General features: G+C 52.8%; 21 protein-coding genes and 1 tRNA gene. 12 read left to right on the top strand and 10 right to left on the bottom strand.

Annotation, left to right across the window (positions count from 1 at the left end; all coding sequences use genetic code 11):
• The first annotated feature begins 17 nt into the window (after window positions 1-17).
• The 4 genes from motA (at window position 18) to dinB (ending at window position 3,707) form a co-directional block, all read left to right on the top strand.
• The gene (gene motA / locus IB214_RS19295; RefSeq protein WP_117342047.1) at window positions 18-881 is read left to right on the top strand and encodes a flagellar motor stator protein MotA; all 864 of its coding nucleotides are present in this window, start codon (window positions 18-20) and stop codon (window positions 879-881) included.
• Between the two features lie 2 nt (window positions 882-883).
• Window positions 884-1,882 (top strand): putative lateral flagellar export/assembly protein LafU, encoded by a 999-nt coding sequence (gene lafU / locus IB214_RS19290; RefSeq protein ID WP_117342048.1) that lies wholly within the window; start codon window positions 884-886, stop codon window positions 1,880-1,882.
• 57 nt (window positions 1,883-1,939) lie between these two features.
• Window positions 1,940-2,587: a DNA primase gene (locus tag IB214_RS19285; protein WP_117342049.1), complete on the top strand. Its 648-nt coding sequence runs from the start codon at window positions 1,940-1,942 to the stop codon at window positions 2,585-2,587.
• Window positions 2,588-2,651: 64 nt separating this feature from the next.
• Complete coding sequence (gene dinB / locus IB214_RS19280; protein ID WP_117342050.1) at window positions 2,652-3,707, top strand: DNA polymerase IV; 1,056 nt, start codon at window positions 2,652-2,654, stop codon at window positions 3,705-3,707.
• Window positions 3,708-3,810: 103 nt separating this feature from the next.
• Here dinB and pepD read toward each other — a convergent pair whose 3' ends face one another.
• On the bottom strand, window positions 3,811-5,268 hold the full coding sequence (pepD, locus tag IB214_RS19275; RefSeq protein ID WP_117342051.1) for a cytosol nonspecific dipeptidase: 1,458 nt from the start codon (window positions 5,266-5,268) through the stop codon (window positions 3,811-3,813).
• A 262-nt stretch (window positions 5,269-5,530) separates the two neighbouring features.
• Here pepD and gpt point away from each other — a divergent pair, with 262 nt between their 5' ends.
• The 3 genes from gpt (at window position 5,531) to crl (ending at window position 7,792) form a co-directional block, all read left to right on the top strand.
• A complete protein-coding gene (gpt, locus tag IB214_RS19270) occupies window positions 5,531-5,989 on the top strand; it encodes a xanthine phosphoribosyltransferase (RefSeq protein WP_115259349.1) in 459 nt (152 codons plus the stop codon).
• Between the two features lie 99 nt (window positions 5,990-6,088).
• On the top strand, window positions 6,089-7,333 hold the full coding sequence (gene frsA, locus IB214_RS19265) for an esterase FrsA (RefSeq protein ID WP_115259348.1): 1,245 nt from the start codon (window positions 6,089-6,091) through the stop codon (window positions 7,331-7,333).
• A 57-nt stretch (window positions 7,334-7,390) separates the two neighbouring features.
• Window positions 7,391-7,792, top strand: a complete 402-nt coding sequence (gene crl, locus IB214_RS19260; RefSeq protein ID WP_117342052.1) for a sigma factor-binding protein Crl — start codon at window positions 7,391-7,393, stop codon at window positions 7,790-7,792.
• Window positions 7,793-7,848: 56 nt separating this feature from the next.
• On the opposite strand, the gene phoE is transcribed toward crl, so the two are convergent.
• A complete protein-coding gene (phoE, locus tag IB214_RS19255; RefSeq protein WP_117342053.1) occupies window positions 7,849-8,904 on the bottom strand; it encodes a phosphoporin PhoE in 1,056 nt (351 codons plus the stop codon).
• A gap of 288 nt (window positions 8,905-9,192) precedes the next feature.
• Between phoE and proB the strand changes: the two genes are divergently transcribed.
• The 3 genes from proB (at window position 9,193) to IB214_RS19240 (ending at window position 11,751) form a co-directional block, all read left to right on the top strand.
• A complete protein-coding gene (proB, locus tag IB214_RS19250; protein WP_096758188.1) occupies window positions 9,193-10,296 on the top strand; it encodes a glutamate 5-kinase in 1,104 nt (367 codons plus the stop codon).
• A gap of 11 nt (window positions 10,297-10,307) precedes the next feature.
• The gene (proA, locus tag IB214_RS19245) at window positions 10,308-11,561 is read left to right on the top strand and encodes a glutamate-5-semialdehyde dehydrogenase (protein WP_096758187.1); all 1,254 of its coding nucleotides are present in this window, start codon (window positions 10,308-10,310) and stop codon (window positions 11,559-11,561) included.
• 114 nt (window positions 11,562-11,675) lie between these two features.
• Window positions 11,676-11,751, top strand: a tRNA-Thr gene (locus IB214_RS19240).
• 211 nt (window positions 11,752-11,962) lie between these two features.
• Here IB214_RS19240 and IB214_RS19235 read toward each other — a convergent pair.
• The 5 genes from IB214_RS19235 to puuD all read right to left on the bottom strand — a co-directional run bounded on the left by IB214_RS19235 (window position 11,963) and on the right by puuD (window position 16,957).
• Window positions 11,963-12,499, bottom strand: coding sequence for a tetratricopeptide repeat protein (locus IB214_RS19235; protein WP_117342054.1), 537 nt, complete (start codon window positions 12,497-12,499; stop codon window positions 11,963-11,965).
• Window positions 12,500-12,699: 200 nt separating this feature from the next.
• Complete coding sequence (locus IB214_RS19230; protein ID WP_117342055.1) at window positions 12,700-13,980, bottom strand: FAD-binding oxidoreductase; 1,281 nt, start codon at window positions 13,978-13,980, stop codon at window positions 12,700-12,702.
• Window positions 13,981-13,982: 2 nt separating this feature from the next.
• Window positions 13,983-15,470 (bottom strand): aldehyde dehydrogenase PuuC, encoded by a 1,488-nt coding sequence (gene puuC, locus IB214_RS19225; protein WP_117342056.1) that lies wholly within the window; start codon window positions 15,468-15,470, stop codon window positions 13,983-13,985.
• Between the two features lie 139 nt (window positions 15,471-15,609).
• Complete coding sequence (gene puuR, locus IB214_RS19220; protein WP_117342057.1) at window positions 15,610-16,167, bottom strand: HTH-type transcriptional regulator PuuR; 558 nt, start codon at window positions 16,165-16,167, stop codon at window positions 15,610-15,612.
• Window positions 16,168-16,192: 25 nt separating this feature from the next.
• Window positions 16,193-16,957 (bottom strand): gamma-glutamyl-gamma-aminobutyrate hydrolase, encoded by a 765-nt coding sequence (gene puuD, locus IB214_RS19215; RefSeq protein ID WP_117342058.1) that lies wholly within the window; start codon window positions 16,955-16,957, stop codon window positions 16,193-16,195.
• A gap of 211 nt (window positions 16,958-17,168) precedes the next feature.
• Between puuD and IB214_RS19210 the strand changes: the two genes are divergently transcribed.
• On the top strand, window positions 17,169-18,587 hold the full coding sequence (locus IB214_RS19210) for a glutamine synthetase family protein (protein ID WP_117342059.1): 1,419 nt from the start codon (window positions 17,169-17,171) through the stop codon (window positions 18,585-18,587).
• A 390-nt stretch (window positions 18,588-18,977) separates the two neighbouring features.
• Window positions 18,978-20,366: an APC family permease gene (locus tag IB214_RS19205; protein ID WP_117342060.1), complete on the top strand. Its 1,389-nt coding sequence runs from the start codon at window positions 18,978-18,980 to the stop codon at window positions 20,364-20,366.
• Window positions 20,367-20,500: 134 nt separating this feature from the next.
• Here the strand turns inward: IB214_RS19205 and IB214_RS19200 are convergent, their stop codons facing one another.
• From IB214_RS19200 to IB214_RS19190, 3 genes are read right to left on the bottom strand one after another with little or no spacing between them, the layout of a single operon-like run.
• Window positions 20,501-21,010, bottom strand: coding sequence for a hypothetical protein (locus tag IB214_RS19200; protein WP_223240360.1), 510 nt, complete (start codon window positions 21,008-21,010; stop codon window positions 20,501-20,503).
• Between the two features lie 37 nt (window positions 21,011-21,047).
• A complete protein-coding gene (locus IB214_RS19195; RefSeq protein WP_117342062.1) occupies window positions 21,048-22,616 on the bottom strand; it encodes an SUMF1/EgtB/PvdO family nonheme iron enzyme in 1,569 nt (522 codons plus the stop codon).
• 28 nt (window positions 22,617-22,644) lie between these two features.
• Window positions 22,645-23,820: an ABC transporter permease gene (locus IB214_RS19190; RefSeq protein WP_181490542.1), complete on the bottom strand. Its 1,176-nt coding sequence runs from the start codon at window positions 23,818-23,820 to the stop codon at window positions 22,645-22,647.
• Window positions 23,821-23,832: the final 12 nt, after the last annotated feature.

The following is a 23,832-nucleotide window of genomic DNA, read 5'->3' as shown; positions in this document are numbered from 1 at the left end:
GAAATGCGGAGAAGTGAATGCAAAAGATTTTAGGTTTGTTGGTGGTTATTGGCTGTGTTTTTGGCGGCTATTTTGAAGCGGGTGGACAATTAATTGCCATCTGGCAGCCTGCTGAAATTGTTATTATTCTCGGCGCCGGATTTGGTGCCATGATTATCGGCAACCCGAAGCACGTGCTGAAAGAGATCGGCCATCAGTTGAAAGGTGTCCTCAGCAAGAAACAGCTGGGGCCAGAGTTTCAGCGCCAACTATTAATGTGCCTGTTTGAACTGCTGGAGCTGGTACAAAACGGCGGCTTACGCATGTTGGATCAGCACATTGAAAAACCGGCTGAAAGTACCATTTTCCAAAAGTACCCGCTGGTGCTGACTCAAGAGCGACTGGTGACCTTTATCGCTGATAACTTCCGCCTGATGGCAATGGGCAAAATTGACGCCCACGAACTGGAAGGGATCCTCGATCAGGAACTGGATACCGTAGAAGAAGAGCTGTTGACACCGTCTCGTTCATTACAGCGTACGGCTGAAGCTATGCCGGGATTCGGTATTTGCGCCGCGGTACTTGGCATCATTATTACCATGCAATCTATTGATGGCTCCATTGCACTGATCGGCCTGAAAGTAGCAGCGGCGCTGGTAGGGACCTTCCTGGGGGTATTTATCTGCTACTGCCTGATGGATCCGCTGGCGAACTCGATGGAGCAACAGGCGCGTGCGGAACATTCTCTGCTGGAATGTGTGCGTACTGTGCTGGTGGCGCATGCTGGCGGTAAGCCAACGCTGCTGGCGGTGGATGCAGGACGTAAACTTCTGCATCTGGCATCTAAACCAACGTTTGCCAATCTGGACGCGTGGGTGAATGCGATGCTGGAGCAGGAATAAGCATGAGGAAGGCGCCAAATCGTCGCGACCGTGGTGCGAAGACCACCATTATTCGGCGACAAATTAAAAAGAATCATGCAGGTCATCATGGCGGTGCGTGGAAGGTGGCATTTGCCGACTTTACGCTGGCGATGATGGCGCTGTTTATGACGCTGTGGATTGTCAACAGCGTCAGTAAATCCGATCGCGAAAATATCGTTGCGGCGCTGCACGGCCAGTCCATCTTCAACGGGGGAGGGCTCGCACCGTTAAATAAAATTGGCAAACAGCCGATTGCACCGGGGGCCAGCAGTAAAAATGTCACTCGCAGCAAGTCAGATAAACAAGCGCTACCGCAGGAAACGGCTAAAGTGACGGAAGAAACGGCCAAAAAAGTCATGGATGTGAATGAGAAGACGGCGTTGCTGAAGAAAAAGTCCGCGACTGAACTGGGAGAGCTGGCGACTAACATCAACACCATCGCCCGCAATGCGCATATGGAAACTAACCTGGAGATGGAGATCGTCCCTCAGGGGTTACGCGTGCTGATTAAAGATGACCAGAACCGCAATATGTTTGAACGCGGTAGCGCGCGGATCATGCCATTCTTCCGATCGTTACTGGTTGAACTGGCACCGGTTTTTGACTCGCTGGACAATAAGATCATCATCACCGGTCACACGGATGCGATGGGCTATAAAAATAATATTTATAACAACTGGAATCTGTCTGGTGACAGGGCGCTCTCCGCCCGACGTGTGCTGGAAGAAGCGGGGATGCCGCAGGATAAAGTCATGCAGGTCAGCGCCATGGCGGACCAGATGCTGCTGGATGCGAAAAATCCAGAGAGCGCGGGTAACCGCCGCATTGAGATTATGGTGTTGACGCAAAGTGCGTCCGACACGCTGTATCAATACTTTGGCCAGCACGGCGAGAAGGTCGTGCAGCCGTTGGTGGATAAGCTGGATAAACAAAAGCAGGTGACTTCCTTACGTCAACCCCCCGTTGTTGTGCCTCATTAATTCTGTTCTCTCGTCCCCCACGCAACGTGGGGGCATATTATTGCTAAGGAAGGTAATGTGATAGCTGTAACTCAAATTATTCCACTGAATATTCAATCAGATAATGTTACAGATGTGGCCTGTCAGGGCGCGCATTTCGATAATGTATCAGGGATCTGGTACACCGAGCCTGATGGGCTAAAGGAGGGGCTTTTGGACTATGCCTACACTATGGATAGTTACAACATCATCGCGCCCTACTATCTGGTCATTACCTCAAAGATGCACTGCTGGAACTGCCATCAAATCACCCGAATCCATGGGGTTATGTTTACCCGTTATATTAAAAAAATACAGGATGGTGAAGGCTGGCTGTCCGTCAGGCGGAATACGTTTCTGTTCCATATTAATGCGCTGCCAGAAGAAATAATGAAGAACATCAAGGCCAGCAATTACTACCTGGATAAGAGTAAAACCACCGGACTACGCTACTGGATGAACCATTGTGAAATTTGCGGCGAGCGTTTGGGAGACTATGAACTTTTCTGCGTTGAAAATGATGCCTTTCGCCGGATGACCATTGAAAATCTGCTTAAGGCGAATGTGCGAAAAGTGAATAAGCTGTTTGTCAGTACGGCGGGTAACCCTGCAGAGCATGCGTCAAAAGAGGTTGTGCGTTATCTGTGTGATGCCCGTTTCGTTATGAATGGACCCGCAGTACCGTAATACGTGTTCAGACTTCTCATTACATAAAGATACTGTATACTTAAACAGTGTTGTGGGAGGGGCGATGCGTAAAATTATACATGTCGATATGGACTGCTTTTTCGCGGCGGTGGAAATGCGTGATAACCCCGCGCTGCGTGATATCCCGATCGCTATCGGTGGCAGCCGTGAACGCCGGGGGGTGATCAGCACCGCCAATTACCCGGCGCGGAAATTTGGCGTACGCAGCGCGATGCCCACGGGGATGGCGCTAAAACTGTGCCCGCATCTCACCTTATTACCCGGTCGTTATGAGGCGTATAAAGAAGCGTCTCGCCAGATTCAGGCGATCTTCGCACGCTACACCTCGCTTATCGAACCCCTTTCGCTGGATGAAGCCTATCTGGACGTCACCGACAGCACGCACTGTCACGGATCGGCCACACTGATTGCCCAGCAAATTCGCCAGACGATTTTTGACGAGCTACAGCTCACCGCCTCCGCGGGGATTGCACCGGCCAAGTTTCTGGCCAAGATCGCCTCCGATCTCAATAAGCCCAACGGGCAATATGTGATCACACCGGATGATGTGCCGGAATTTATCAGAACGCTCCCACTGGGGAAAATTCCCGGCGTCGGCAAAGTTTCCGCCGCTAAGCTGGAATCCATGGGATTACGTACCTGTGAAGATGTACAACAGTGCGACCTGGCGATATTGCTTAAGCGTTTTGGTAAATTTGGTCGCGTGCTGTGGGAGCGCAGCCAGGGTATTGACGAGCGGGATGTGAATAACGACAGAATGCGCAAATCCGTCGGTGTTGAACGCACGCTGGCAGAGGATATTCATGAGTGGTCAGAATGTGAGGCGATTATCGAGCGGCTTTATCCGGAGCTGGAGCGGCGTCTGGCAAAGGTAAAACCGGATTTATGTATTGCTCGCCAGGGCATTAAATTAAAGTTTAATGACTTTCAGCAGACCACTCAGGAGCACGTCTGGCCGCGCTTAAGTAAAGACGATTTGATTACCACGGCGCGAAAAACCTGGGATGAGCGTCGGGGAGGTCGTGGGGTCAGGCTGGTAGGATTGCACGTCACGCTGCTGGATCCACAGCTGGAAAGGCAGTTGGTACTGGGGCTTTGAGTTGGATGTATTGCCGGATAGCGGCATAAATACCTTATCCGGCTTACCTACGCGATCGTAGGCCGGATAAGCAGCAGCGCCATCCGGCATTTATTGCTGGGACTTACTTCGCCGGAATAGACTTCAGCAGTTCAGTCAGCAGCGTCCAGTAATGGCCAACGCTTTCGATATGAACCTGCTCATCCGGGGAGTGCGGACCCGTGATGGTTGGCCCGATGGAAACCATGTCCATTTCCGGATACGGCTTCTTAAACAGACCGCATTCCAGACCCGCGTGGATAATCTGGATGTTTGGCGTCTTGTTGAACAAACGCTGATAGGTTTCGCGCACCAGGTGCATGACCGGCGAGTTCGCGTCCGGCTGCCAGCCCGGATACGCGCCTTTGGCTTCGGTTTTAGCGCCTGCCAGCTTGCCCAGAGAATCCAGCATGCTCACCACATAGTCTTTACCGCTGTCGATCAGCGAGCGAACCAGGCAGTGAATCTGCACGTTGTCGTCAGTCATGGTGACAACACCGACGTTCAGGGAGGTTTCCACCACGCCTTTTGCCACGTCTGAATTGCGGATCACGCCGTTTGGTGTCGCGTTCAGCAGACGAACAAAGGTATCGCGGGACTGAGCGGTCAGTGCGGCTTTGTCGTTAGAGACGGTATCCAGCAGCAGTGCCAGATTTTTCTCTTTTGCTGCCAGCTCGTTTTTCAGGATTTCCTGATAAGTGCTGACCAGCGCTTTTAACGCATCGACTTTATCTGCGGCAACAGCAAGGGTAGCAAAGGCTTCACGTGGGATCGCGTTACGCAGCGTACCACCGTTGAAATCAACCAGACGCAGATCCAGTTCTTCAGCGTGGCCAGCCAGGAAGCGTACCAGCAGCTTGTTGGCATTACCGAGGCCAACATGGATTTCGCCGCCGGAGTGACCGCCTTTCAGGCCTTTCAGCGTCAGCTTAAAGGTCTGGAAACCTGCAGGAATGGCTTCACGAGACAGCGGCAGATTGGCGGTGAAGTCGATCCCCCCCGCGCAACCCATGTAGATCTCACCTTCTTCTTCGGAGTCGGTGTTGATCAGAATATCTGCCTGCAGCCAGTTAGCCTGCAGACCAAACGCACCGTCCATGCCCGCTTCTTCGGTCATGGTCAGCAGAACTTCCAGCGGGCCGTGAACCACGCTGTCATCCGCCAGAACGGCCAGCGCAGAGGCCATACCGATACCGTTATCCGCACCCAGCGTGGTGCCACGGGCTTTCACCCATTCGCCGTCAATATAAGGCTGGATCGGATCTTTGGTGAAGTCGTGAACGGTATCGTTGTTTTTTTGCGGCACCATATCCAGGTGCGCCTGCAGAACAACCGGCTTGCGGTTTTCCATTCCTGCGGTAGCGGGTTTGCGAATCAGGATATTACCCACCTGATCGCGCTCGACGTGGAAACCTTTCTCTTGGGCCCAACTCAGAATATGTTCAGCGAGTTGCTCTTCATGGTAGGACGGATGAGGAATAGAACAGATTTTGGCAAAAATATCCCACAGCGGCTGCGGGGATAATTGAGACAGTTCAGACACGTTGAGTCTCCTTGGCGATGCCCTGCAAAATTGACTTACAGGCCACGGGGTTAGCAGAATTAAAAACACCACAAGTCAGGCTTGCGCGATGCAATTGAGAATACCACTTTCTCTGCTCACGGCTAGCAAAAAGCATGCAAAAAGAGGCCTGGATTCCGCTTAACACTGGTTTTTAGCGCGTCAGATCTCTATAATCTCGCGCAACCTATTTCCCCCTCGAACACTTTTTAAGCCGTAGATAAACAGGCTGGGACAACTTCACATGAGCGAAAAATACGTCGTCACCTGGGACATGTTGCAGATCCATGCACGTAAACTGGCAAGCCGCTTGATGCCTTCTGAACAATGGAAAGGCATCATTGCCGTTAGCCGTGGTGGTCTGGTGCCAGGCGCGCTGCTGGCGCGTGAATTGGGTATTCGTCATGTCGATACCGTATGCATCTCCAGCTACGATCACGACAATCAGCGCGAACTGACCGTTCTGAAACGTGCCGAAGGTGACGGTGAAGGTTTCATCGTAATCGATGACCTGGTTGACACCGGTGGTACCGCGGTTGCGATTCGCGAAATGTACCCTAAAGCGCATTTCGTCACCATCTTCGCTAAACCGGCAGGCCGTCCGCTGGTGAATGATTATGTTGTTGATATCCCTCAGGATACCTGGATCGAGCAGCCGTGGGATATGGGCGTCGTGTTCGTCCCGCCGATTTCAGGCCGCTAATCTAAATCGTTTTCAACGCCTGGCTATGCCGGGCGTTGTTCTTTTTGTGCCGTGTCAGGTTACACTATGCCTTAGTGAGTACTCATGGAGGCCGTAATTATGTCACAGGCTAACCTCAGCGAAGTCCTGTTTAAACCCCGCTTCAAACACCCTGAAACGTCAACGCTGGTTCGTCGATTTAATCACGGCGCGCAGCCGTCTGTGCAATCTGCCCTGGATGGCACAACCATCCCGCACTGGTACCGCATGGTGAATCGCCTGATGTGGATCTGGCGCGGCGTCGATCCGCGCGAAATCCTTGAGGTGCAGGCGCGTATCGTCATGAGCGAAGCAGAGCGCACGGATAAAGAGCTCTATGACACGGTCATTGGCTATCGTGGCGGGAACTGGATCTACGAGTGGGCGAAGCAGGCGATGGACTGGCAACAGAAGGCCATGGCAGAACAGGACCCACAAATTAGCGGACGCCACTGGCTGCACGCCTCTACGCTGTACAACATTGCGGCGTATCCGCATCTGAAAGGCGACGAGCTGGCTGAACAGGCGCAGGCCCTGGCGAATCGCGCGTATGAAGAGGCGGCTCAGCGCTTGCCCGGTAAGCTGCGCGAACTGGAATTCACGGTTCCCGGCGGTGCGCCGATCACCGGTTTTTTGCATATGCCAAAAGGTGACGGCCCGTTCCCGACGGTGCTGATGTGCGGGGGGCTGGATTCCATGCAAACGGATTACTACACCCTGTATGAACGCTATTTTGCCCCGCGTGGTATTGCCATGCTGACGCTGGACATGCCCTCGGTCGGGTTTTCGTCGAAATGGAAACTGACCCAGGATTCCAGCCTGCTGCATCAGCACGTATTAAAAGCACTGCCCAACATTCCCTGGGTCGATCACACCCGCGTGGCGGCATTTGGTTTTCGCTTTGGCGCCAACGTGGCGGTACGGTTGGCGTATCTCGAATCTTCGCGCCTGAAAGCGGTGGCGTGTCTGGGGCCGGTAGTGCATGCGCTGCTCAGCGACCCGCAGCGGCAGGCAAGCGTCCCGGAAATGTATCTTGATGTACTGGCCAGCCGTCTGGGTATGCACGACGCCTCCGATGACGCGCTGCGTGTCGAGCTCAATCGCTATTCATTAAAGGTACAAGGCCTGCTGGGCCGACGTTGTCCAACGCCGATGCTGTCGGGCTTCTGGAAAAACGATCCGTTTAGTCCGGAAGAGGAGTCTCGCTTAATCACATCGTCATCTTCTGACGGTAAGCTGATGGAGATCCCGTTCAACCCGGTGTATCGCAATTTTGATAAAGCGCTGCAAGAAATAACCGGATGGATCAATCAGAGATTGTGTTAATAGATTGCTAAATTTTATTGATTTGGTAAAACAGTTGCTTCACCTAAGGAGATCGCAATGACGTTACCGAGTGGACACCCGAAAAGCAGATTGATCAAGAAATTCACCGCGCTTGGCCCTTACATCCGGGAAGGGCAGTGCGAAGATAATCGATTTTTTTTCGATTGTCTGGCTGTTTGCGTCAACGTGAAACCCGCGCCGGAGAAGCGTGAATTCTGGGGCTGGTGGATGGAGTTAGAAGCACAGGAAAAACGCTTCACGTACAGCTACCAGTTTGGTTTGTTTGATCAAGACGGCAACTGGACCGCCGTGTCCATCAAAGAGACTGAAGTGGTAGATCGACTGGAGTACACCTTACGTGAGTTCCATGAAAAATTACGTGGGTTGCTAACGTCGCTGAATCTGGCGCTGGAACCTGCGGACGACTTTAAAGATCAGCCGGTTAAATTAACGGCATAGTGAACAGCAAAATGCCGGATGGCGGCGCAACCCCATCCGGCATTTTTTATGTTAGATCAGAACTGGTAGGTCATCCCCACTGCGACGATATCATCATTGTTGATGGCCAACTTATTATCGCTATCCAGCTGGTTGATTTTATAATCAACAAATGCTGACATATTCTTGTTGAAATAATAGGTCGCGCCAACGTCGATATAATTCACCAGATCTTCATTACCGATACCTTCAATATCTTTGCCTTTCGACAGCACATATCCCAGGGACGGACGCAGACCAAAATCAAACTGGTACTGAACCACTGCTTCGACGTTCTGTGTTTTATTGGCGAAGCCACCGGATATAGGCGTCATTTTGCGCGTTTCAGAGTACATCGTGGCAATATAAATATCGTTGGCATCGTATTTTAAACCGGTTGCCCAGGCTTCGGCTTTATCGCCCGCGCCACGGTTTTGCAGATTCTGCTGATTGGTACGATCGGAATTGGTATAGGCGCCGCTGATGGCGAAATCGCTGCCGCCAAAGTCATAGGTCACCGACGTACCAAAACCGTCGCCATTCTGTTTTTTCACATCGCGGTCTTCGTTTTTACCCTGGTATTGCAAGGTGAGATCCAGGCCATCAACGACGCCGAAGAAGTCGGTGTTACGGTACGTCGCCAGACCGCTGGCGCGTTTGGTCATGAAGTTATCGGTCTGCGCGGAAGAGTCCCCGCCGAACTCCGGGAACATATCGGTCCACGCTTCAACGTCGTATAGCGCACCCAGGTTACGACCATAGTCGAAGGAACCGAGGTTTTTCAATTTCAGACCCGCGAAGGCCAGACGTGTTTTTTGCTGGTTAGAATCGCTTTCGGCTTTATTGCCTGCGAACTCTGCTTCCCAACGACCATAACCGGTCAGCTGATCATTAATTTGAGTTTCGCCTTTAAAACCAAAACGGATATAGCTTTGGTCGCCGTCTTTGCTGTCATTATCGGTCATGTAGTGCATGGCTTTAACTTTGCCGTACACATCCAGTTTATTTCCGTTCTTATTATACACTTCCGCTGCCTGTACGGATGCCGATGCCATAATACCCATCACCACTAATGCCAGAGTGCTCTTTTTCATTTTCATTCCTGATTTAAAGTACGCGCGAATATTTACTGGGTGTGTTCCCCGTTCAAAGACAGGAGGGTTTTTAACGTCTGGCAATGAACGTTTTATGACAAAGTAAGAATATTTTTAAAAAAGAATGTTTATTTGTTTCTGTCATAAAAACGTCAAAACTTGCCGCTACGCTTGCTGATCCTGCGCAATAAAATTTCATGCTTTGTGCGCTGGCTGTTGGCAACCGGGGCCAGTCCTGCTAAAACGTTCGTTTGATATCATTTCCCCAATCTTGAATGGCAGAGAATCATGAGTGACAGCCAGACGCTGGTGGTAAAACTTGGCACCAGTGTGCTAACGGGCGGATCGCGCCGCCTGAACCGTGCCCACATCGTAGAACTGGTCCGCCAGTGCGCGCAGCTCCATGCCGCAGGGCATCGCATTGTTATTGTTACCTCGGGCGCGATTGCCGCCGGGCGTGAGCATCTTGGTTACCCTGAACTCCCGGCAACGATCGCCTCTAAACAGCTGCTGGCGGCAGTAGGGCAGAGCCGATTGATTCAACTCTGGGAACAACTGTTCTCCATTTATGGCATTCATGTCGGGCAGATGCTGCTGACGCGTGCGGATATGGAAGACAGAGAACGTTTCCTTAACGCTCGCGACACGTTACGTGCGCTGCTGGATAACAACATCGTTCCTGTCATCAATGAGAACGACGCGGTGGCAACCGCCGAAATCAAAGTCGGTGATAACGATAACCTGTCGGCGCTGGCGGCGATTCTGGCCGGGGCCGATAAGCTGCTGCTGCTCACCGATCAGCAGGGCCTGTTCACCGCTGACCCGCGTACCAATCCGCAGGCTGAGCTGATTAAAGATGTCTACGGGATTGATGACGCACTGCGGTCTATCGCCGGAGACAGCGTCTCTGGCCTCGGCACCGGTGGTATGGGCACCAAACTGCAGGCGGCAGACGTGGCCTGCCGCGCCGGTATCGACACCATTATTGCCGCAGGCAGCAAGCCTGGCGTGATTGGCGATGTAATGGAAGGCGTGTCCGTGGGGACGCGTTTTCATGCTCAGGCTTCTCCGTTGGAGAACCGCAAACGTTGGATCTTCGGCGCACCGCCCGCCGGGGAAATCACCGTCGATGAAGGGGCGACCTCCGCCATTCTGGAACGCGGCAGTTCGTTATTGCCCAAAGGCATTAAAAGCGTGACAGGCAACTTCTCTCGTGGTGAAGTGATTCGTATCTGCAATCTTGAAGGGCGCGATATTGCCCACGGCGTCACTCGCTATAACAGCGACGCGCTGCGCCGTATTGCCGGACACCACTCTCAACAGATTGACGCGATCCTCGGCTATGAATATGGCCCGGTTGCCGTCCATCGCGATGACATGATCACCCGTTAAGGAGCAGGCATATGCTGGAACAAATGGGCATTGCTGCCAAAGCAGCGTCGTATAAGCTGGCGCTACTCTCCAGCCGCGAAAAAAACCGCGTGCTGGAAAAGATTGCCGATGAACTGGAAGCACAAACCGAAAGCATCCTCAGCGCTAACGCACAAGACGTTGAGCAGGCACGGGAAAACGGTCTGAGTGAAGCAATGCTTGACCGTCTGGCGCTGACCCCGGCACGTTTGAAAGCCATCGCCGACGACGTACGTCAGGTGTGCAACCTCGCCGACCCGGTCGGGCAGGTGATTGACGGCGGTCTGCTGGATAGCGGCCTGCGTCTGGAGCGTCGTCGCGTCCCGCTGGGCGTGATTGGCGTGATTTATGAAGCGCGTCCTAACGTCACCGTTGATGTCGCCTCCCTGTGCCTGAAAACCGGCAATGCGGCGATCCTGCGCGGGGGCAAAGAGACGTACCGGACAAATGCGGCAACCGTGGCAGTGATTCAGCAGGCGCTGGAGGCCTGTGGTTTACCGGCGGCCGCCGTGCAGTCGATTGATAATCCGGACCGCGCGCTGGTCAGCGAAATGCTGCGCATGGATAAGTACATCGATATGCTGATCCCGCGCGGCGGCGCTGGCCTGCACAAACTGTGTCGCGAACAGTCGACTATTCCGGTGATCACCGGCGGTATTGGCGTTTGTCATATCTATGTGGATGAAAGCGCAGATATCATCGCCGCACTCCGGATTATCGTTAACGCCAAAACCCAACGCCCGAGCACCTGTAATACCGTCGAGACGCTGCTGGTGCACCAGAATATCGCCGGACGCTTCCTGCCCGTGCTGAGCCAGCAGATGGCGCAAAGCGGCGTCACGCTGCATGCTGATGAGGCCGCGCTGACTCAATTGCAGGCCGGTCCGGCCAACGTGGTGGCGGTAAAAGCACAAGAGTACGACGATGAGTTTCTGTCGCTGGATCTGAACGTAAAAATTGTCAGCGACCTGGATGAGGCCATCGGCCATATTCGCGAACATGGCACCCAGCATTCCGACGCGATCCTGACGCGCGATATGCACAACGCCAACCGCTTCGTTAACGAGGTGGATTCGTCTGCGGTGTACGTTAACGCCTCCACCCGTTTTACTGACGGCGGCCAGTTTGGACTGGGTGCGGAAGTGGCAGTCAGTACGCAGAAATTACACGCACGCGGACCGATGGGGCTGGAAGCACTGACCACATACAAGTGGATCGGCTTCGGTGACGACACGATTCGTGCGTAATTGAAACCGGGTGATGCAAAAATAGGCGTTTGATTCGCAAGGCCATTGACGCGTCGCCCGGTTAGTTTTAACCTTCTACCCCGTGTTCACAATCGTGGGCATGTCTTTATCAGTGCCGATATAGCTCAGTTGGTAGAGCAGCGCATTCGTAATGCGAAGGTCGTAGGTTCGACTCCTATTATCGGCACCATTTCAAACTCTTCCCAGGTCTACCGAAATCAACTTAAAGCCCGTGTTTTTCCGCTTCTGACATGTTTCTAAAACTCCAGCGTTAATCGGCCTCAGCCGACATCACGTTCCTGTTGGTGGCATCAATGGGGGCATTCTGTGTTCGGTTCAGAAAGATGCCCCCAATGAAGCTAAACGCACGCCATTGCCGCTATTTCTCGTTCCTCTCTGGCCTATGACTCAGGGTGCCCGTCGATCGCGGCTTTAAGGTCGCGATATTCTTCGCATTGAGTGCCGCAGAGGGTTTTAATGGTGGCCAGTTCCGCTTTTGCCAGATCGGGGCGACCCTTAACCATCCATGCCTCACCGAGGTATTCGCGTACTTTGGCATAATGCGGATCAAGGGCAATCGAGCGTTGATAATAGCCAATCCCTTCATCCGTACGACCCAGTTTGCGGGTGGCATAACCCCGATAGTTCCAGGCCTCACGCGTATTGGGTTGCTGTAAGGTATCGAGTAAATTGATAGCGTCCTGATAGTGACCGGTTTTCGCCAGGTGATACGCATACTGTGTTTTATCCTGATCGTCGATCATACTGCTTTTTTCGGGCAAACAGTTTTTGGTTTTGTTGTCGTAAACCTGGCCCTTCGGGCAGGTTGGCGTCGTGGTATCGTCATTTCCCATGGCGTTTACCGAAGCTGAATAGAGCAGCCCGCTTGAGACCAGACAAATCAGCGGCAGATATTTTGGAGCGAATTGCATTTTCATGATCCCGTCCTGTGCGTGTGTGAAGGGAGATTCCGGCATGCCGGAACAGTACAGGGCATGCTTTTATTGATTATTGATGCCAAAAAATGACCTGCCGTTTATTTTTGTAGTACTTCACGAACGTTGCCCATCACCGTGTTCCAGAAATAAAAAAACGCACAGGGGGATCGCCCTGTGCGTCGGGTTTACAGCCCAAGAACTTAAACCCCAAGGCGATCGCGTAAGCTGTAATACGCCGCCCCCATGGCGGTAAACGGAATACGCAGGCTGCGTCCGCCCGGGAACGGGTAGTGGGGCAGTCTGGCGAATGCGTCAAAACGCTCGGCATCGCCGCGCAGCAGTTCGGAAATCAGGCGTCCTGCCAGATGGGTACAGGTCACGCCGTGACCGCTGTAGCCCTGCATATAATAAATATTGTTATCGAGGCGGCCGAACTGCGGCATGCGCGATAGCGTCAACAAGAAATTCCCGGTCCAGCGATAATCAATTTTCACCCCTTTCAATTGCGGGAAGGTCTTCAGCAGCTTCGGCATTAGCAGGCGTTCAATATCGTCCGGATCGCGTGCGCCGTAGACCACGCCGCCGCCGTACAGCAGGCGGTTATCGCCGGTCAGACGGTAGTAATCCAGCAGGTAGTTACAGTCTTCCACGCAGTAGTTTTTCGGGATCAGCGAGCGCGCCATCTCGGCGGACAGCGGTTCGGTGGTTAATACCTGCGTGCCGCACGGCATACTGCTTTTGGCAAGCGTCGGTTCCAGTTTGTCACCCAGATAGGCGTTGCCGGCAACAATTACATAGCGTGCCGTGACCTGACCTTGCTCTGTGCTGACCACCGCCGGGCTGGTGTGCTGAATACGGGTAACCGGTGACAGCTCGAAGACGCGTCCACCGTTTAAGCGGATGGCGTCGGCTTCACCAATCGCCAGGTTCAGCGGATGAATGTGGCCGCCGCTGTGGTCGAGCAGCGCGCCGACATAACAATCGCTGTTAACCTCACGACGAATTTCGCTGCTGTCCAGCAACTCGAGTTGCGTATTGCCGTAGCGCTCCCAGTTAGACTTCTGCTCCTCCAGCGTCTCCATCTGCTTGTGGTTTAGCGCTACAAACAGCCCACCGGGACGGTAGTCGCAGTCGATCTGATAGCGTTTGATCCGTTCGCGAATGATGTTACCGCCTTCAAACATCATGCTGCCGAGCATTTTGGCGGTGTCCGGGCCGTAGGTACGTTCGATGACGTCGATATCGCGACTGTAGGAGTTCACCAATTGGCCGCCGTTGCGCCCGCTGGCACCGAAACCAATCCGCGCGGACTCCAGCAGCACCACGTCATAGCCCATCTCGGCTAAATGTAGGGCAGAAGAGAGCCCGGTATAACCGCCTCCCACGACACAAACATCACAGCTGACCGACTCGGTGAGGGTAGGAAATGGTTCGTATTGATTGGCGCTTGCGGCGTAATAACTGCGAGTATGTTCAGTCATGATTAAGGCTCCAGGGAGATCCAAATAGTTTTCAGTTCGCTAAATTTTTCCAGTGCATGCAGGGATTTATCGCGCCCGTTGCCGCTTTGCTTGTAGCCACCAAACGGCACGGTCATATCACCGTCGTTGTAGTTGTTGACGAATACGGAGCCGGCTTTCAGGCGACGACTCATGCGGTGCGCGCGCGACAGATCCCGGGTCCAGACCGCCGCGCCAAGGCCGTAGTCGCTATCGTTGGCCAGCGCCAGAGCTTCGGCTTCGGTCTTGAAACGGGTGATGACCAGCACCGGACCGAAGATCTCATCGCGGCTGACATGGGCCTGTGCTGGGGTGTCGATAAAAATGGTTGGGCCAATAGCCGCAGGATGAACGTGACTGCGGCCATCCAGTGCAAGCGTTCCCTGCGTTTCACCGTCACGAATAAAATTGTGCACGGTATCGGCATGTGCATTGTCGATAAGCGTTCCCATCGTGGTATCGGGATCAAGCGGGTTGCCTGGCTGCCAGTTTTTTGCCTGCTCTTTTAGCAGTGCAATGAACGCGTCGGCAATACTTTCCTCCAGCAGCAGACGCGTACCGGCGATACACACCTGGCCCTGGTTATAGAAGATACCTGCTGCCGTGGTGGCGGCGGCTTTCGCCAGATCCGGGCAGTCAGCAAATACGATGTTGGCGCTTTTGCCGCCGGCTTCCAGCCAGACGCGTTTCATGTTGCTGTCGCCAGCGTCTTTAAGTAGTTGCTTGCCGGTGCGGGTGGAACCGGTAAACGTAAGTACATCGACATCCGGATGTTGCGACAGCGCCTGGCCTGCTTCATGGCCGTACCCGCTAATGACGTTGAGGACGCCATCGGGTAAGCCCGCTTTTTTTGCCAGCGCGGCAAGGCGAATAGCAGTCAGCGGTGATTTCTCCGAAGGTTTCAGAATCACGCTGTTCCCCGCTGCCAGCGCCGGGCCGAGTTTCCAGCAGGCCAGCAGCAGGGGGAAATTCCATGGCACGATGGCGGCAATCACTCCTACCGGCTCGCGCACGATCAGCGCCAGATCGTTCACCGAGGTGGCGGCCACTTCGCCATACACTTTATCAATAGCTTCGGCGTACCAGCGGATGGCGCGTGCCGCACCGGGAATATCATCACGCAGGCTATGGCGAATAGGCTTACCGGTATCAAGTGTTTCCAGTAGCGCCAGCTCCTCGTGATGCTGCTCCATTAAATCCGCGAGCGTGTTCAGTACCGCTTTGCGCTGAGCAGGCGATGCCTGTGACCAGTCGCCGCGTTCAAATACCGTGCGAGCGGCGGTGACGGCGCGCTCCACATCCGCGTGTTTACCGCGGGCGACTTTGGCAAGCGGGCGCTGTCCTGCCGGATCAAGCGTAATAAAGGTTTCGTTATCGGCAGCAGCGCAATATTCACCGTTAATAAATAAACGGGTTTCCGGTGAATAATGGCTGGCTTTCTCACGCCAATATTTTAAATTCTGAAAGTTCATAGCTACTCCTTTTATTTCAATAAGATAAAGTTCGTTGCTGATCTTTTTCAGGCAAAATCAGGCTGCACGATGCCCCAGGGATTAACCCTGTTAATACGCGTTATTTAAGAAGGCCTGAGAAACTCAGGCCGTAACTCTTTTAGAACGTGGTGGGCGTGTGGGCACTGATAATGCGGCAGATCCCCGCCGAGGTGTTGCTGAAGCTGTGGGGTATGCCGGTGTTAATGGCATAACTTTGTCCTTCAACAAGATGATACGTTTGACCGTTGATGGTCAGTATCACTTCACCTTCCAGTATTGTCCCAATCTCTTCACCCTGGTGTTTAATTCTCTCCCCGGTCGTCGTGCCTGGCTGATAGGTTTCAAAAATCATCGCCAGCGTACGATTAGGATTGCCGTTGTGAATCAGTTTCATGGATACCCCCTGACTGCCGATCTCAATCAGATCATCCTGATTGATAACCACCTGCGGTTCGTCAGGTTTTTCCGGGTCCGCGAAGAACTCGGAGAGCGACAGCCCATAGACTTTCAATAGCTTTTGCAGCGTACTGATAGCAGGACTGACTTTATCCTGCTCTATGGTGCTGATGGCGCTATGCGTTAATCCAGACAGTTCGGCGGCACGACGCTGCGAAAGACCCAATTGCTGGCGGATCTCTGACAGACGTTTACCCGGCGCCAGGCCGTCATCGCTCATAATTGCATTTCCTTAACAGTAGTGGTCAGAGACGCTGTTTTTCAGCGAGATGGTTCTGACATGCGGTGATAAAACCTTCAAGCAACAAACGCGACAGGGCGTATTCGCTACTGTTCCATTCCGGGTGCCACTGCACGCCGAGCGCGAAAGGATGGTCGTGAGCGCTAACGGCTTCGACCAGTCCATCCTGCGATCGTGCTTCTATACGTAGCTGCGGACCAAGGGTTTTTGCGCCCTGGCCATGTAAGGAGTTAACCCAAAACGTGTTGCAACCTGGTATTAACTGAGACAGCAATCCTCCCTGCTGAACCTGGACTTCATGAGATGGCGCATATTGCTGCTCCACCGGGAGTTCCGCGTCTTCACGATGCTCCAGGAACTGTGCGTGATCGCACAGGCGACGATACAGAGTCCCGCCGGTGGCGACAACTAATTCCTGTAAGCCCCGGCAGATGGCGAAAATGGGAATGCGCCTTTCGAGTCCGGCGGTAATTAGCGCCATGCTCAGAAGATCACGCCCAGGATCGGCGTCAGGCTCATCGCCATTTTCACCATACAGGTGCGGCTGCATATTGCTCGGGCTCCCTGGCAGAAAAATACCGTCCAGTTTCGGTAATAAAGCATTCAGTAACTCTGGCTCCGCCAGTGCATGCGGCAGGGCAATCGGTAATCCACCGGCATTCAATACCGCATTCAGGTACTTTTCTTGCAGAGTCTGGGTCTCATGACCCTTAAGCCTGTTCCTACACATCACGACACCAATAACTGGCTTGTCAAATATATTGCCCATGATCGACCTCACGTTTTGGAATAAATTATTGCCAAACGGTTCCTTGTTGTGCAATTTCGTTCAATATTTTCTCAATCTAGCAGCGGAATAACCTTCTAGCAAACTTAATTTAACATTTGACAAACAAATCCTTTGCATCCAGAGTCGAAGAGTGGACATTATATTTAACAGTCAAAACGCAGATCAGCATCCATAGCAACGGCGGTGAATCATGGAAACCAATATCGTAGAAGTTGAGAATTTTGTGCAGCATTCTGAAGAGAGACGAAGTAGCGCGTTTGCGCGTGAAGTGAAGCAGTATCTGGAGCGTTATCCCAACACGCAATTTGTCGATGTGCTGTTAACTGACCTGAACGGCAGCTTTCGCGGTAAACGTATCCCGGTATCGGGCTTGCATAAGCTGGAGAAGGGCTGTTATTTCCCGGCATCCGTGTTTGCGATGGATATTCTGGGCAATGTAGTAGAAGAAGCAGGATTAGGGCAGGAACTGGGGGAGCCGGATCGCACGTGTGTGCCGGTGCCCGGTACGTTAACCCCATCGGCTGCCGATCCGGAATATATCGGGCAGATGATGCTGACGATGCTGGATGAAGATGGCGCTCCCTTTGACGTTGAGCCGCGGAACGTGCTGAACCGACTCTGGCAGAAACTTCGCCAGCGCGGCCTGTTCCCCGTCGTAGCGGTAGAGCTGGAGTTCTATTTACTCGATCGTCAGCGTGATTCCGAAGGCTATCTTCAGCCGCCCTGTGCGCCGGGCACTGGCGATCGCAACACCCAAAGCCAGGTTTACTCCGTAGATAACCTCAACCACTTTGCCGATGTACTGAATGATATTGATGAACTCGCCAAACTGCAGCTGATCCCGGCCGACGGCGCGGTGGCCGAGGCCTCTCCTGGACAGTTTGAAATCAACCTCTACCACACTGATAACGTTCTTGACGCCTGCGACGATGCGCTGGCGCTAAAACGCCTGGTGCGACTGGTAGCAGAGAAGCATAAGATGCACGCCACCTTTATGGCCAAACCTTATGAAGAGCATGCCGGCAGCGGGATGCATATCCACATCAGTATCCTGAATAATAAAGGCGAGAACGTGCTGGCCGAGGCGGACGGCGAAGATTCCGCGTTATTAAAGCGTGTGCTGGCCGGGATGATCGATCTGATGCCCGCGTCGATGGCGTTACTGGCACCGAATATGAACTCGTATCGCCGTTTCCAGCCGGGCATGTATGTGCCGACCCAAGCCTCCTGGGGGCATAACAATCGTACGGTGGCGTTGCGCATTCCGTGTGGCGATCGTGACAGCCACCGGGTTGAGTATCGTGTGGCCGGGGCGGACGCCAATCCGTATCTGGTTATGTCGACCATTCTTGCCGGGATCCTCCACGGTCTGGATAACGAGCTGCCGTTACAGGAAGAAGTGGAAGGCAACGGGCTGGAGCAGGACGGCGTGCCGTTCCCGATCCGCCAAAGCGATGCCCTGTGGGAGTTTATGCAAAACGACCCTTTGCGTGAATTACTCGGTGAGCGTTTTAGCCATGTTTATCACGCCTGTAAAAACGATGAGCTTATCCAGTTTGAACGTCTGATCACTGACACCGAAATTGAGTGGATGTTGAAAAACGCCTGATGATGTTGCTACTGCCCGGGGGACTATGTTGTCCGGGCCTGCAGCAATCGTGCGTGATTAAAAAATAGATGTCGCATCATGCGGTCTGCGCGGAGCCAGCCCGTACATATTGCAGGAATACTGCCATTTCCCGGCTGTCGCGTAATGGAGCGGATTGCGACAACGGGTCTTCAGATAACCGACAGAGTTTGTGACGAGGAAATGAGATGATGCCAATGTTTACACATCAGCCCGGCGCGAGCATCCAAGGCTCCCGCAGTCAGTACGGACCGCAGTTGTGCCGTGCCGCCGTATTGACACCTTTCTTGATGGGATCCACCCCGACGCGCCCCAGGTTTGCTGTACCGACGTTCCGAACGCAGACCTGGGCCCGTGTCGGGGAGGATCGTCATGACGACTAATTCCGCCGAGAATCTTTCTGCTCAGACGGGCAAAACACAGCTGCGTAAATCCCTCAAGCTGTGGCAAGTTGTGGTGATGGGGCTGGCCTATCTCACGCCAATGACGGTGTTTGATACCTTTGGTATTGTGTCGGGCATCAGCGATGGCCATGTTCCAGCCTCTTATCTGCTGGCGCTGGCGGGGGTATTGTTTACCGCGATCAGTTACGGCAAGCTGGTGCGCCAGTTTCCGCAGGCCGGTTCGGCCTATACTTACGCGCAAAAGGCGATTAACCCGCATGTCGGGTTTATGGTCGGCTGGTCGTCGCTACTTGACTACCTTTTCCTGCCGATGATTAACGTCCTGCTGGCCAAAATTTACCTGTCCGCCTTGTTTCCGGAGGTCGCCCCCTGGATTTGGGTGGTGATGTTCGTTGTTATCCTCACCGCGGCCAACTTAAAAAGCGTTAACCTGGTGGCGAACTTCAACGCGCTGTTCGTGCTGGTGCAGGTGGCGATTATTGCGGTGTTTATTTTCCTGGTGGTACAGGGGCTACATAAAGGCGAAGGGGTAGGGACCGTCTGGTCGCTGCAACCGTTTATCAGCCAGAATGCGCATCTGATCCCGATTATCACCGGGGCGACCATTGTCTGTTTCTCGTTTCTCGGGTTTGATGCGGTGACCACGCTGTCTGAAGAGACACCGGATGCTGCACGTACCATCCCGAAAGCCATTTTCCTCACCGCCCTGTACGGTGGGCTGATCTTTATTTCGGCCTCGTTCTTTATGCAGCTGTTCTTCCCGGATATTAGCCGTTTTAAAGACCCTGACGCGGCGCTGCCGGAGATTGCGCTGTACGTCGGCGGTAAGCTGTTCCAGTCTATTTTTCTGTGTACGACCTTTGTGAATACGCTGGCGTCAGGCCTGGCGTCGCACGCCAGCGTCTCTCGTCTGCTGTATGTGATGGGGCGCGATAACGTCTTCCCGGAGAAATATTTCGGCTACGTGCATCCGAAATGGCGCACGCCTGCGCTGAACGTCATTATGGTCGGGATTGTGGCGCTGTCGGCGTTGTTTTTTGACCTGGTGACCGCCACGGCGCTGATTAACTTTGGTGCGCTGGTGGCATTTACCTTCGTCAATCTGTCGGTGTACAACCACTTTTGGCGGCGTGAAGGGCGTAAGCACACCTGGCAGGAAAAACTGCATTATTTGGTATTGCCCATGGTTGGCGCCGCGACGGTTGCCGTGCTGTGGATAAACCTGGAGGCGACGTCGCTGACGTTGGGGCTGGTGTGGGCAGGGTTAGGGCTGGTGTATCTCGCGTACTTGACCCGGCGCTTTCGTAAGCCGCCGCCGCAGTTCGACGCCGCGAAAACCGAACGTGCCTGGGAGTGATGTTCCCTCTGATGGGGACCAACGGACAGCGTTGTAACATGCACTTGTTATAACAGGGGCGCGTCGTGAAGATGCGCCCCTGTTGCTGCATTTCTGTTGTCGGACAGAACACCTGGCAGGTAGGATTGGTCGTGTTACTTGTTGATTAAGTCGATAATGCGATCGCCATCGGTATCTTCTTGTGACACCCGACTGAAAATACTGCTATCACTTTGCGTGCCTACCTTAATCGGTTCTTTACAGTCTTTGTGGAATACTTTTTTGCCATTTTTTGTGACGACAACGCCAGACATGTCACCGTGTTGTTCCTTGTTATAGACAATATATTCGTATGCTCCTTTTACGATTCGAATCCAGTATAAAGAACCTCCGGCGATCATTCCTGCGCTGTAATAGGCTGTGACCCCAGGCTGATTAGTCACAAGATTGAGTTCCGCCGTAGGGGATGCGTTGGTTCCCAACGCGTATCCTGCAGCATCCTGGGCAATAAAAGCGCTGGCGAATTTATTATTGGTTAATAAGCATTCAAGTGTTAATTGTTCCTGATCTTCTGCAGTATAAGATTCTGCAGAAACATTCTGGGCGGTGGCAAGATAGCATAAGGTAATTGCCGCTATTTTTAAGCTTAATTTCACGTTCTTCATTCCTTAATAAACATGTGTGTTTAATCACCGGTGTGAATTAGTTACCACTTTTAATTTGTTTGCAGGTTTCCAGCCAACCCGCGGTATCAATTTTTCCGTTTGCCAGGTATTTTTGCTGATTCTGCCAATGTGCGGCGAGGAAGGGCTTAAGCCCAGAGAGGCGTTTATTCAGGGTGAGCATTTGATCGAAAACGGTCACTTCCTGTTTTAGACCCTCTTGGCCATAAAGCGTGGCGGAGTCAACCAGACTGCTAGCGTAGTAACTGGTTAATTGCTGTAAGCGGTCAGTTTGTTCACCGAGTTTGGTTTTTCGGATTGCACAGTTTTTGTCACTACTGTCTTTGTCCTTGCACAGCAATTCATAGTTATGGTTCAGGAAGTCCAGGAAGCGGCCATCATCCTGCAACTTTGTGCACAGGAAGGAGCCTAAATTAAGGCTGGCACGAATTGATTGTGCACGCTCTTCTTGCTGCTGTTGATTGCTGGCGCGAAGCTGGTTTTCCAGATCCTTAAGTTTCTTTTTGAGCTCAGTATCTTCAACGCCGGATGCCAGGCTTCCCAGTGCTTTCGCGGTGTCTTTTGATTCGTCATTTTTCTTATTTACTCCCGGCTTTTCTTCACCGAGTGCGGCCCAGTTTTTCTCCAGCAACTTCACGCGGTCTGTCGATGTAACGACCGGGGACACCATGACCAGTCGCAGGCCAGTCGTTTTGCTGGTGAAAGGATGGGCATCATCGTAGTAGTTAATTTCTTTACGGGTGGCGCTACGGATATCAGACTCATTTGACATCACGCTGCCTCCACGCACGACAAAACCACCCGCCTGGCCGTGCAGCCGGTTGATCTTATTGAGATAAAATGGAGTAAACATCATCTCAGAAACGTTACCCAACATATCATACAGGCCGAGGGGGTTAGGGTTTAACAGGCCAACCAGCTGTACTTTGCTATTCGAGGACTGTGAGCCGGAATACCACTCGTAATTTTTCATATCATCCATCGGATAGTGAGAGTCGCGGAACTCTGCACTATTCACTTTCAGGCCGCCACGTGCCGCAAATTCCCATTCGACTTCTGTGGGCAGACGCAAAAATCCTGGATTACTCTCTTCCTTCGGCAGCTTGTCGAGAGCATTACTGCGTAGCCATTGGTTATATTTATCGGCGAGGTTTACTGCATCAAACCAACTGATATTGGTTTGCGCGATGCTCAGCTTGCGTGATGGGGTCGGGCAGTTACTGCTGGTTAATGCTTGATATTGCAACGCCGTCAATTCATATTTGGCCATCAAATAGTAACGACCCTTACTTTTTTTTGATTCAGTAAAGCTACCGGCAATAAAGGTTGGATAACTGTGTTCGACAAAGCCCCATTCCCCGCCATCTTCCCCTAAAGTAACAGGAATATCATCAAGAGGGCCTGATACCGGGATCTCGACCCGGCGGAATACCATCGAACCTTCGCAGGGCATTGGTAAAATAATGTCTTCGCTGTCGGGTTTAGGATTATAGGTTTTATCCGCCCACGGCTCTGCCAGCACGGGTGACATCTTCACAAGCAGGGCAAGCGCCAGCCAGCGAGATAATGTGGAAGGGGTAAGGGCCATGAACGATCTCCGCAAATGATAAATAGGGTTATACCTCGCGCAGGCTTTGCGCAGGCTCAATATTGATGGCGCGATAAGCGCCGATGCTGGCGACCAGTATGGCTACAACAAGAGTCAGTAACAGGGCCACGAGGCCGTGTAATGGTGTGATCTTGCAAAGCATCTGATCTGTTGCTTGTCCCCCTGCTAACGCCTGGTTAAATACCTGGCTGGCTAACAGATAAAGGCCAAAGCCGCCGACATAAGCCATCAGGCTGAGTAGACAGCCCTGGACAATGACATAGCCACCCACTGCCGGGCGAGTGAAACCAAGCAGACGGAGTACGGCAATATGCTTACGCTTACGATCGACATTCGCGATAAATGAGCCGACAAGCGAGGTTATACAGCCAACCAGTGCAGTAGCGGCGATGGTATTAAAAATAATGCCCAATACCCGGTTGATGCTTTTGACATTTTCAATATCCGCCAAGCGACTGGTTGTCTCGATACGCTGTGCCCTGAGATCGCGTTCCAGGCTAGCCACCTGGTCAATATCATGGGCATACAATCTGGCGCGGGCATAGCGCGGCGGTTTGCTATTGAGTTGAGCACCACTTGTGCTTCCGAGTTCAGTTACCGCATAACCATCGCGGAAATGTTCAATAGCTAGCAATAATGAAGGCTGAGTAAAGATGGCGGCGCGGTTGAAATAGGTCGCAGGTAAAATGCCCACGATAGTGACGCTTTTACGACCCCATTCCCGGCGTTCGTCAAGCAACCGACTCACCCGTATATTGATGGTATCGCCCACCCTCGCTGCCAACTTTCGCGCGGCTTCCTGGGTAACGATCACGTCATTTTCCTGATGAATCTCCAACTTACCCAGTAAAGGATCACCTACGGATGTGGGAATAACTTCAGCATTTTCAATAAAGTGAGATATATCAGTTTGCAAATCGGCGAGTGTGTTCAGCGATCGTGTTTGTCCGATAGCGAAGCCTACATCGGGACGTTGTTGCAGCTGTGTAATCCAGTTCTGATCATAGCTACCGCTACTCAGCATACGAATCTCAAGGTTGCGAGGGTCACGGGTGAGATCTTCTTGTAACTGGTCCACAATCCCAAAACGTAGGCCAAAAAGGAGGAGTAAAGGCGCAATGACGGCGACAAGAGAAGAAACGATGCAAAATGAGATGATGCGATCGTGCCACAGATCTTGCATGGCCAGGCGGCC

The sequence above is a fragment of the Citrobacter sp. C1 genome (assembly GCF_014596895.2).
In the GTDB taxonomy this organism is placed as follows: domain Bacteria; phylum Pseudomonadota; class Gammaproteobacteria; order Enterobacterales; family Enterobacteriaceae; genus Citrobacter; species Citrobacter gillenii.
This window is presented reverse-complemented; position numbering and strand designations above follow the sequence as displayed.

What these genes read in the sequence shown, in the direction of transcription:
- puuC (WP_117342056.1), bottom strand. Translation starts at nt 15,470, where the DNA reads ATGAACTTTCAGAATTTAAAATATTGGCGTGAGAAAGCCAGCCATTAT.
- phoE (WP_117342053.1), bottom strand. Translation starts at nt 8,904, where the DNA reads ATGAAAAAGAGCACTCTGGCATTAGTGGTGATGGGTATTATGGCATCG.
- IB214_RS19195 (WP_117342062.1), bottom strand. Translation starts at nt 22,616, where the DNA reads ATGGCCCTTACCCCTTCCACATTATCTCGCTGGCTGGCGCTTGCCCTG.
- lafU (WP_117342048.1), top strand. Translation starts at nt 884, where the DNA reads ATGAGGAAGGCGCCAAATCGTCGCGACCGTGGTGCGAAGACCACCATT.
- IB214_RS19235 (WP_117342054.1), bottom strand. Translation starts at nt 12,499, where the DNA reads ATGAAAATGCAATTCGCTCCAAAATATCTGCCGCTGATTTGTCTGGTC.
- puuD (WP_117342058.1), bottom strand. Translation starts at nt 16,957, where the DNA reads ATGGGCAATATATTTGACAAGCCAGTTATTGGTGTCGTGATGTGTAGG.
- IB214_RS19210 (WP_117342059.1), top strand. Translation starts at nt 17,169, where the DNA reads ATGGAAACCAATATCGTAGAAGTTGAGAATTTTGTGCAGCATTCTGAA.
- proA (WP_096758187.1), top strand. Translation starts at nt 10,308, where the DNA reads ATGCTGGAACAAATGGGCATTGCTGCCAAAGCAGCGTCGTATAAGCTG.
- puuR (WP_117342057.1), bottom strand. Translation starts at nt 16,167, where the DNA reads ATGAGCGATGACGGCCTGGCGCCGGGTAAACGTCTGTCAGAGATCCGC.
- proB (WP_096758188.1), top strand. Translation starts at nt 9,193, where the DNA reads ATGAGTGACAGCCAGACGCTGGTGGTAAAACTTGGCACCAGTGTGCTA.
- motA (WP_117342047.1), top strand. Translation starts at nt 18, where the DNA reads ATGCAAAAGATTTTAGGTTTGTTGGTGGTTATTGGCTGTGTTTTTGGC.
- frsA (WP_115259348.1), top strand. Translation starts at nt 6,089, where the DNA reads ATGTCACAGGCTAACCTCAGCGAAGTCCTGTTTAAACCCCGCTTCAAA.
- dinB (WP_117342050.1), top strand. Translation starts at nt 2,652, where the DNA reads ATGCGTAAAATTATACATGTCGATATGGACTGCTTTTTCGCGGCGGTG.
- IB214_RS19205 (WP_117342060.1), top strand. Translation starts at nt 18,978, where the DNA reads ATGACGACTAATTCCGCCGAGAATCTTTCTGCTCAGACGGGCAAAACA.
- IB214_RS19200 (WP_223240360.1), bottom strand. Translation starts at nt 21,010, where the DNA reads ATGAAGAACGTGAAATTAAGCTTAAAAATAGCGGCAATTACCTTATGC.
- IB214_RS19190 (WP_181490542.1), bottom strand. Translation starts at nt 23,820, where the DNA reads ATGCAAGATCTGTGGCACGATCGCATCATCTCATTTTGCATCGTTTCT.
- gpt (WP_115259349.1), top strand. Translation starts at nt 5,531, where the DNA reads ATGAGCGAAAAATACGTCGTCACCTGGGACATGTTGCAGATCCATGCA.
- crl (WP_117342052.1), top strand. Translation starts at nt 7,391, where the DNA reads ATGACGTTACCGAGTGGACACCCGAAAAGCAGATTGATCAAGAAATTC.
- IB214_RS19230 (WP_117342055.1), bottom strand. Translation starts at nt 13,980, where the DNA reads ATGACTGAACATACTCGCAGTTATTACGCCGCAAGCGCCAATCAATAC.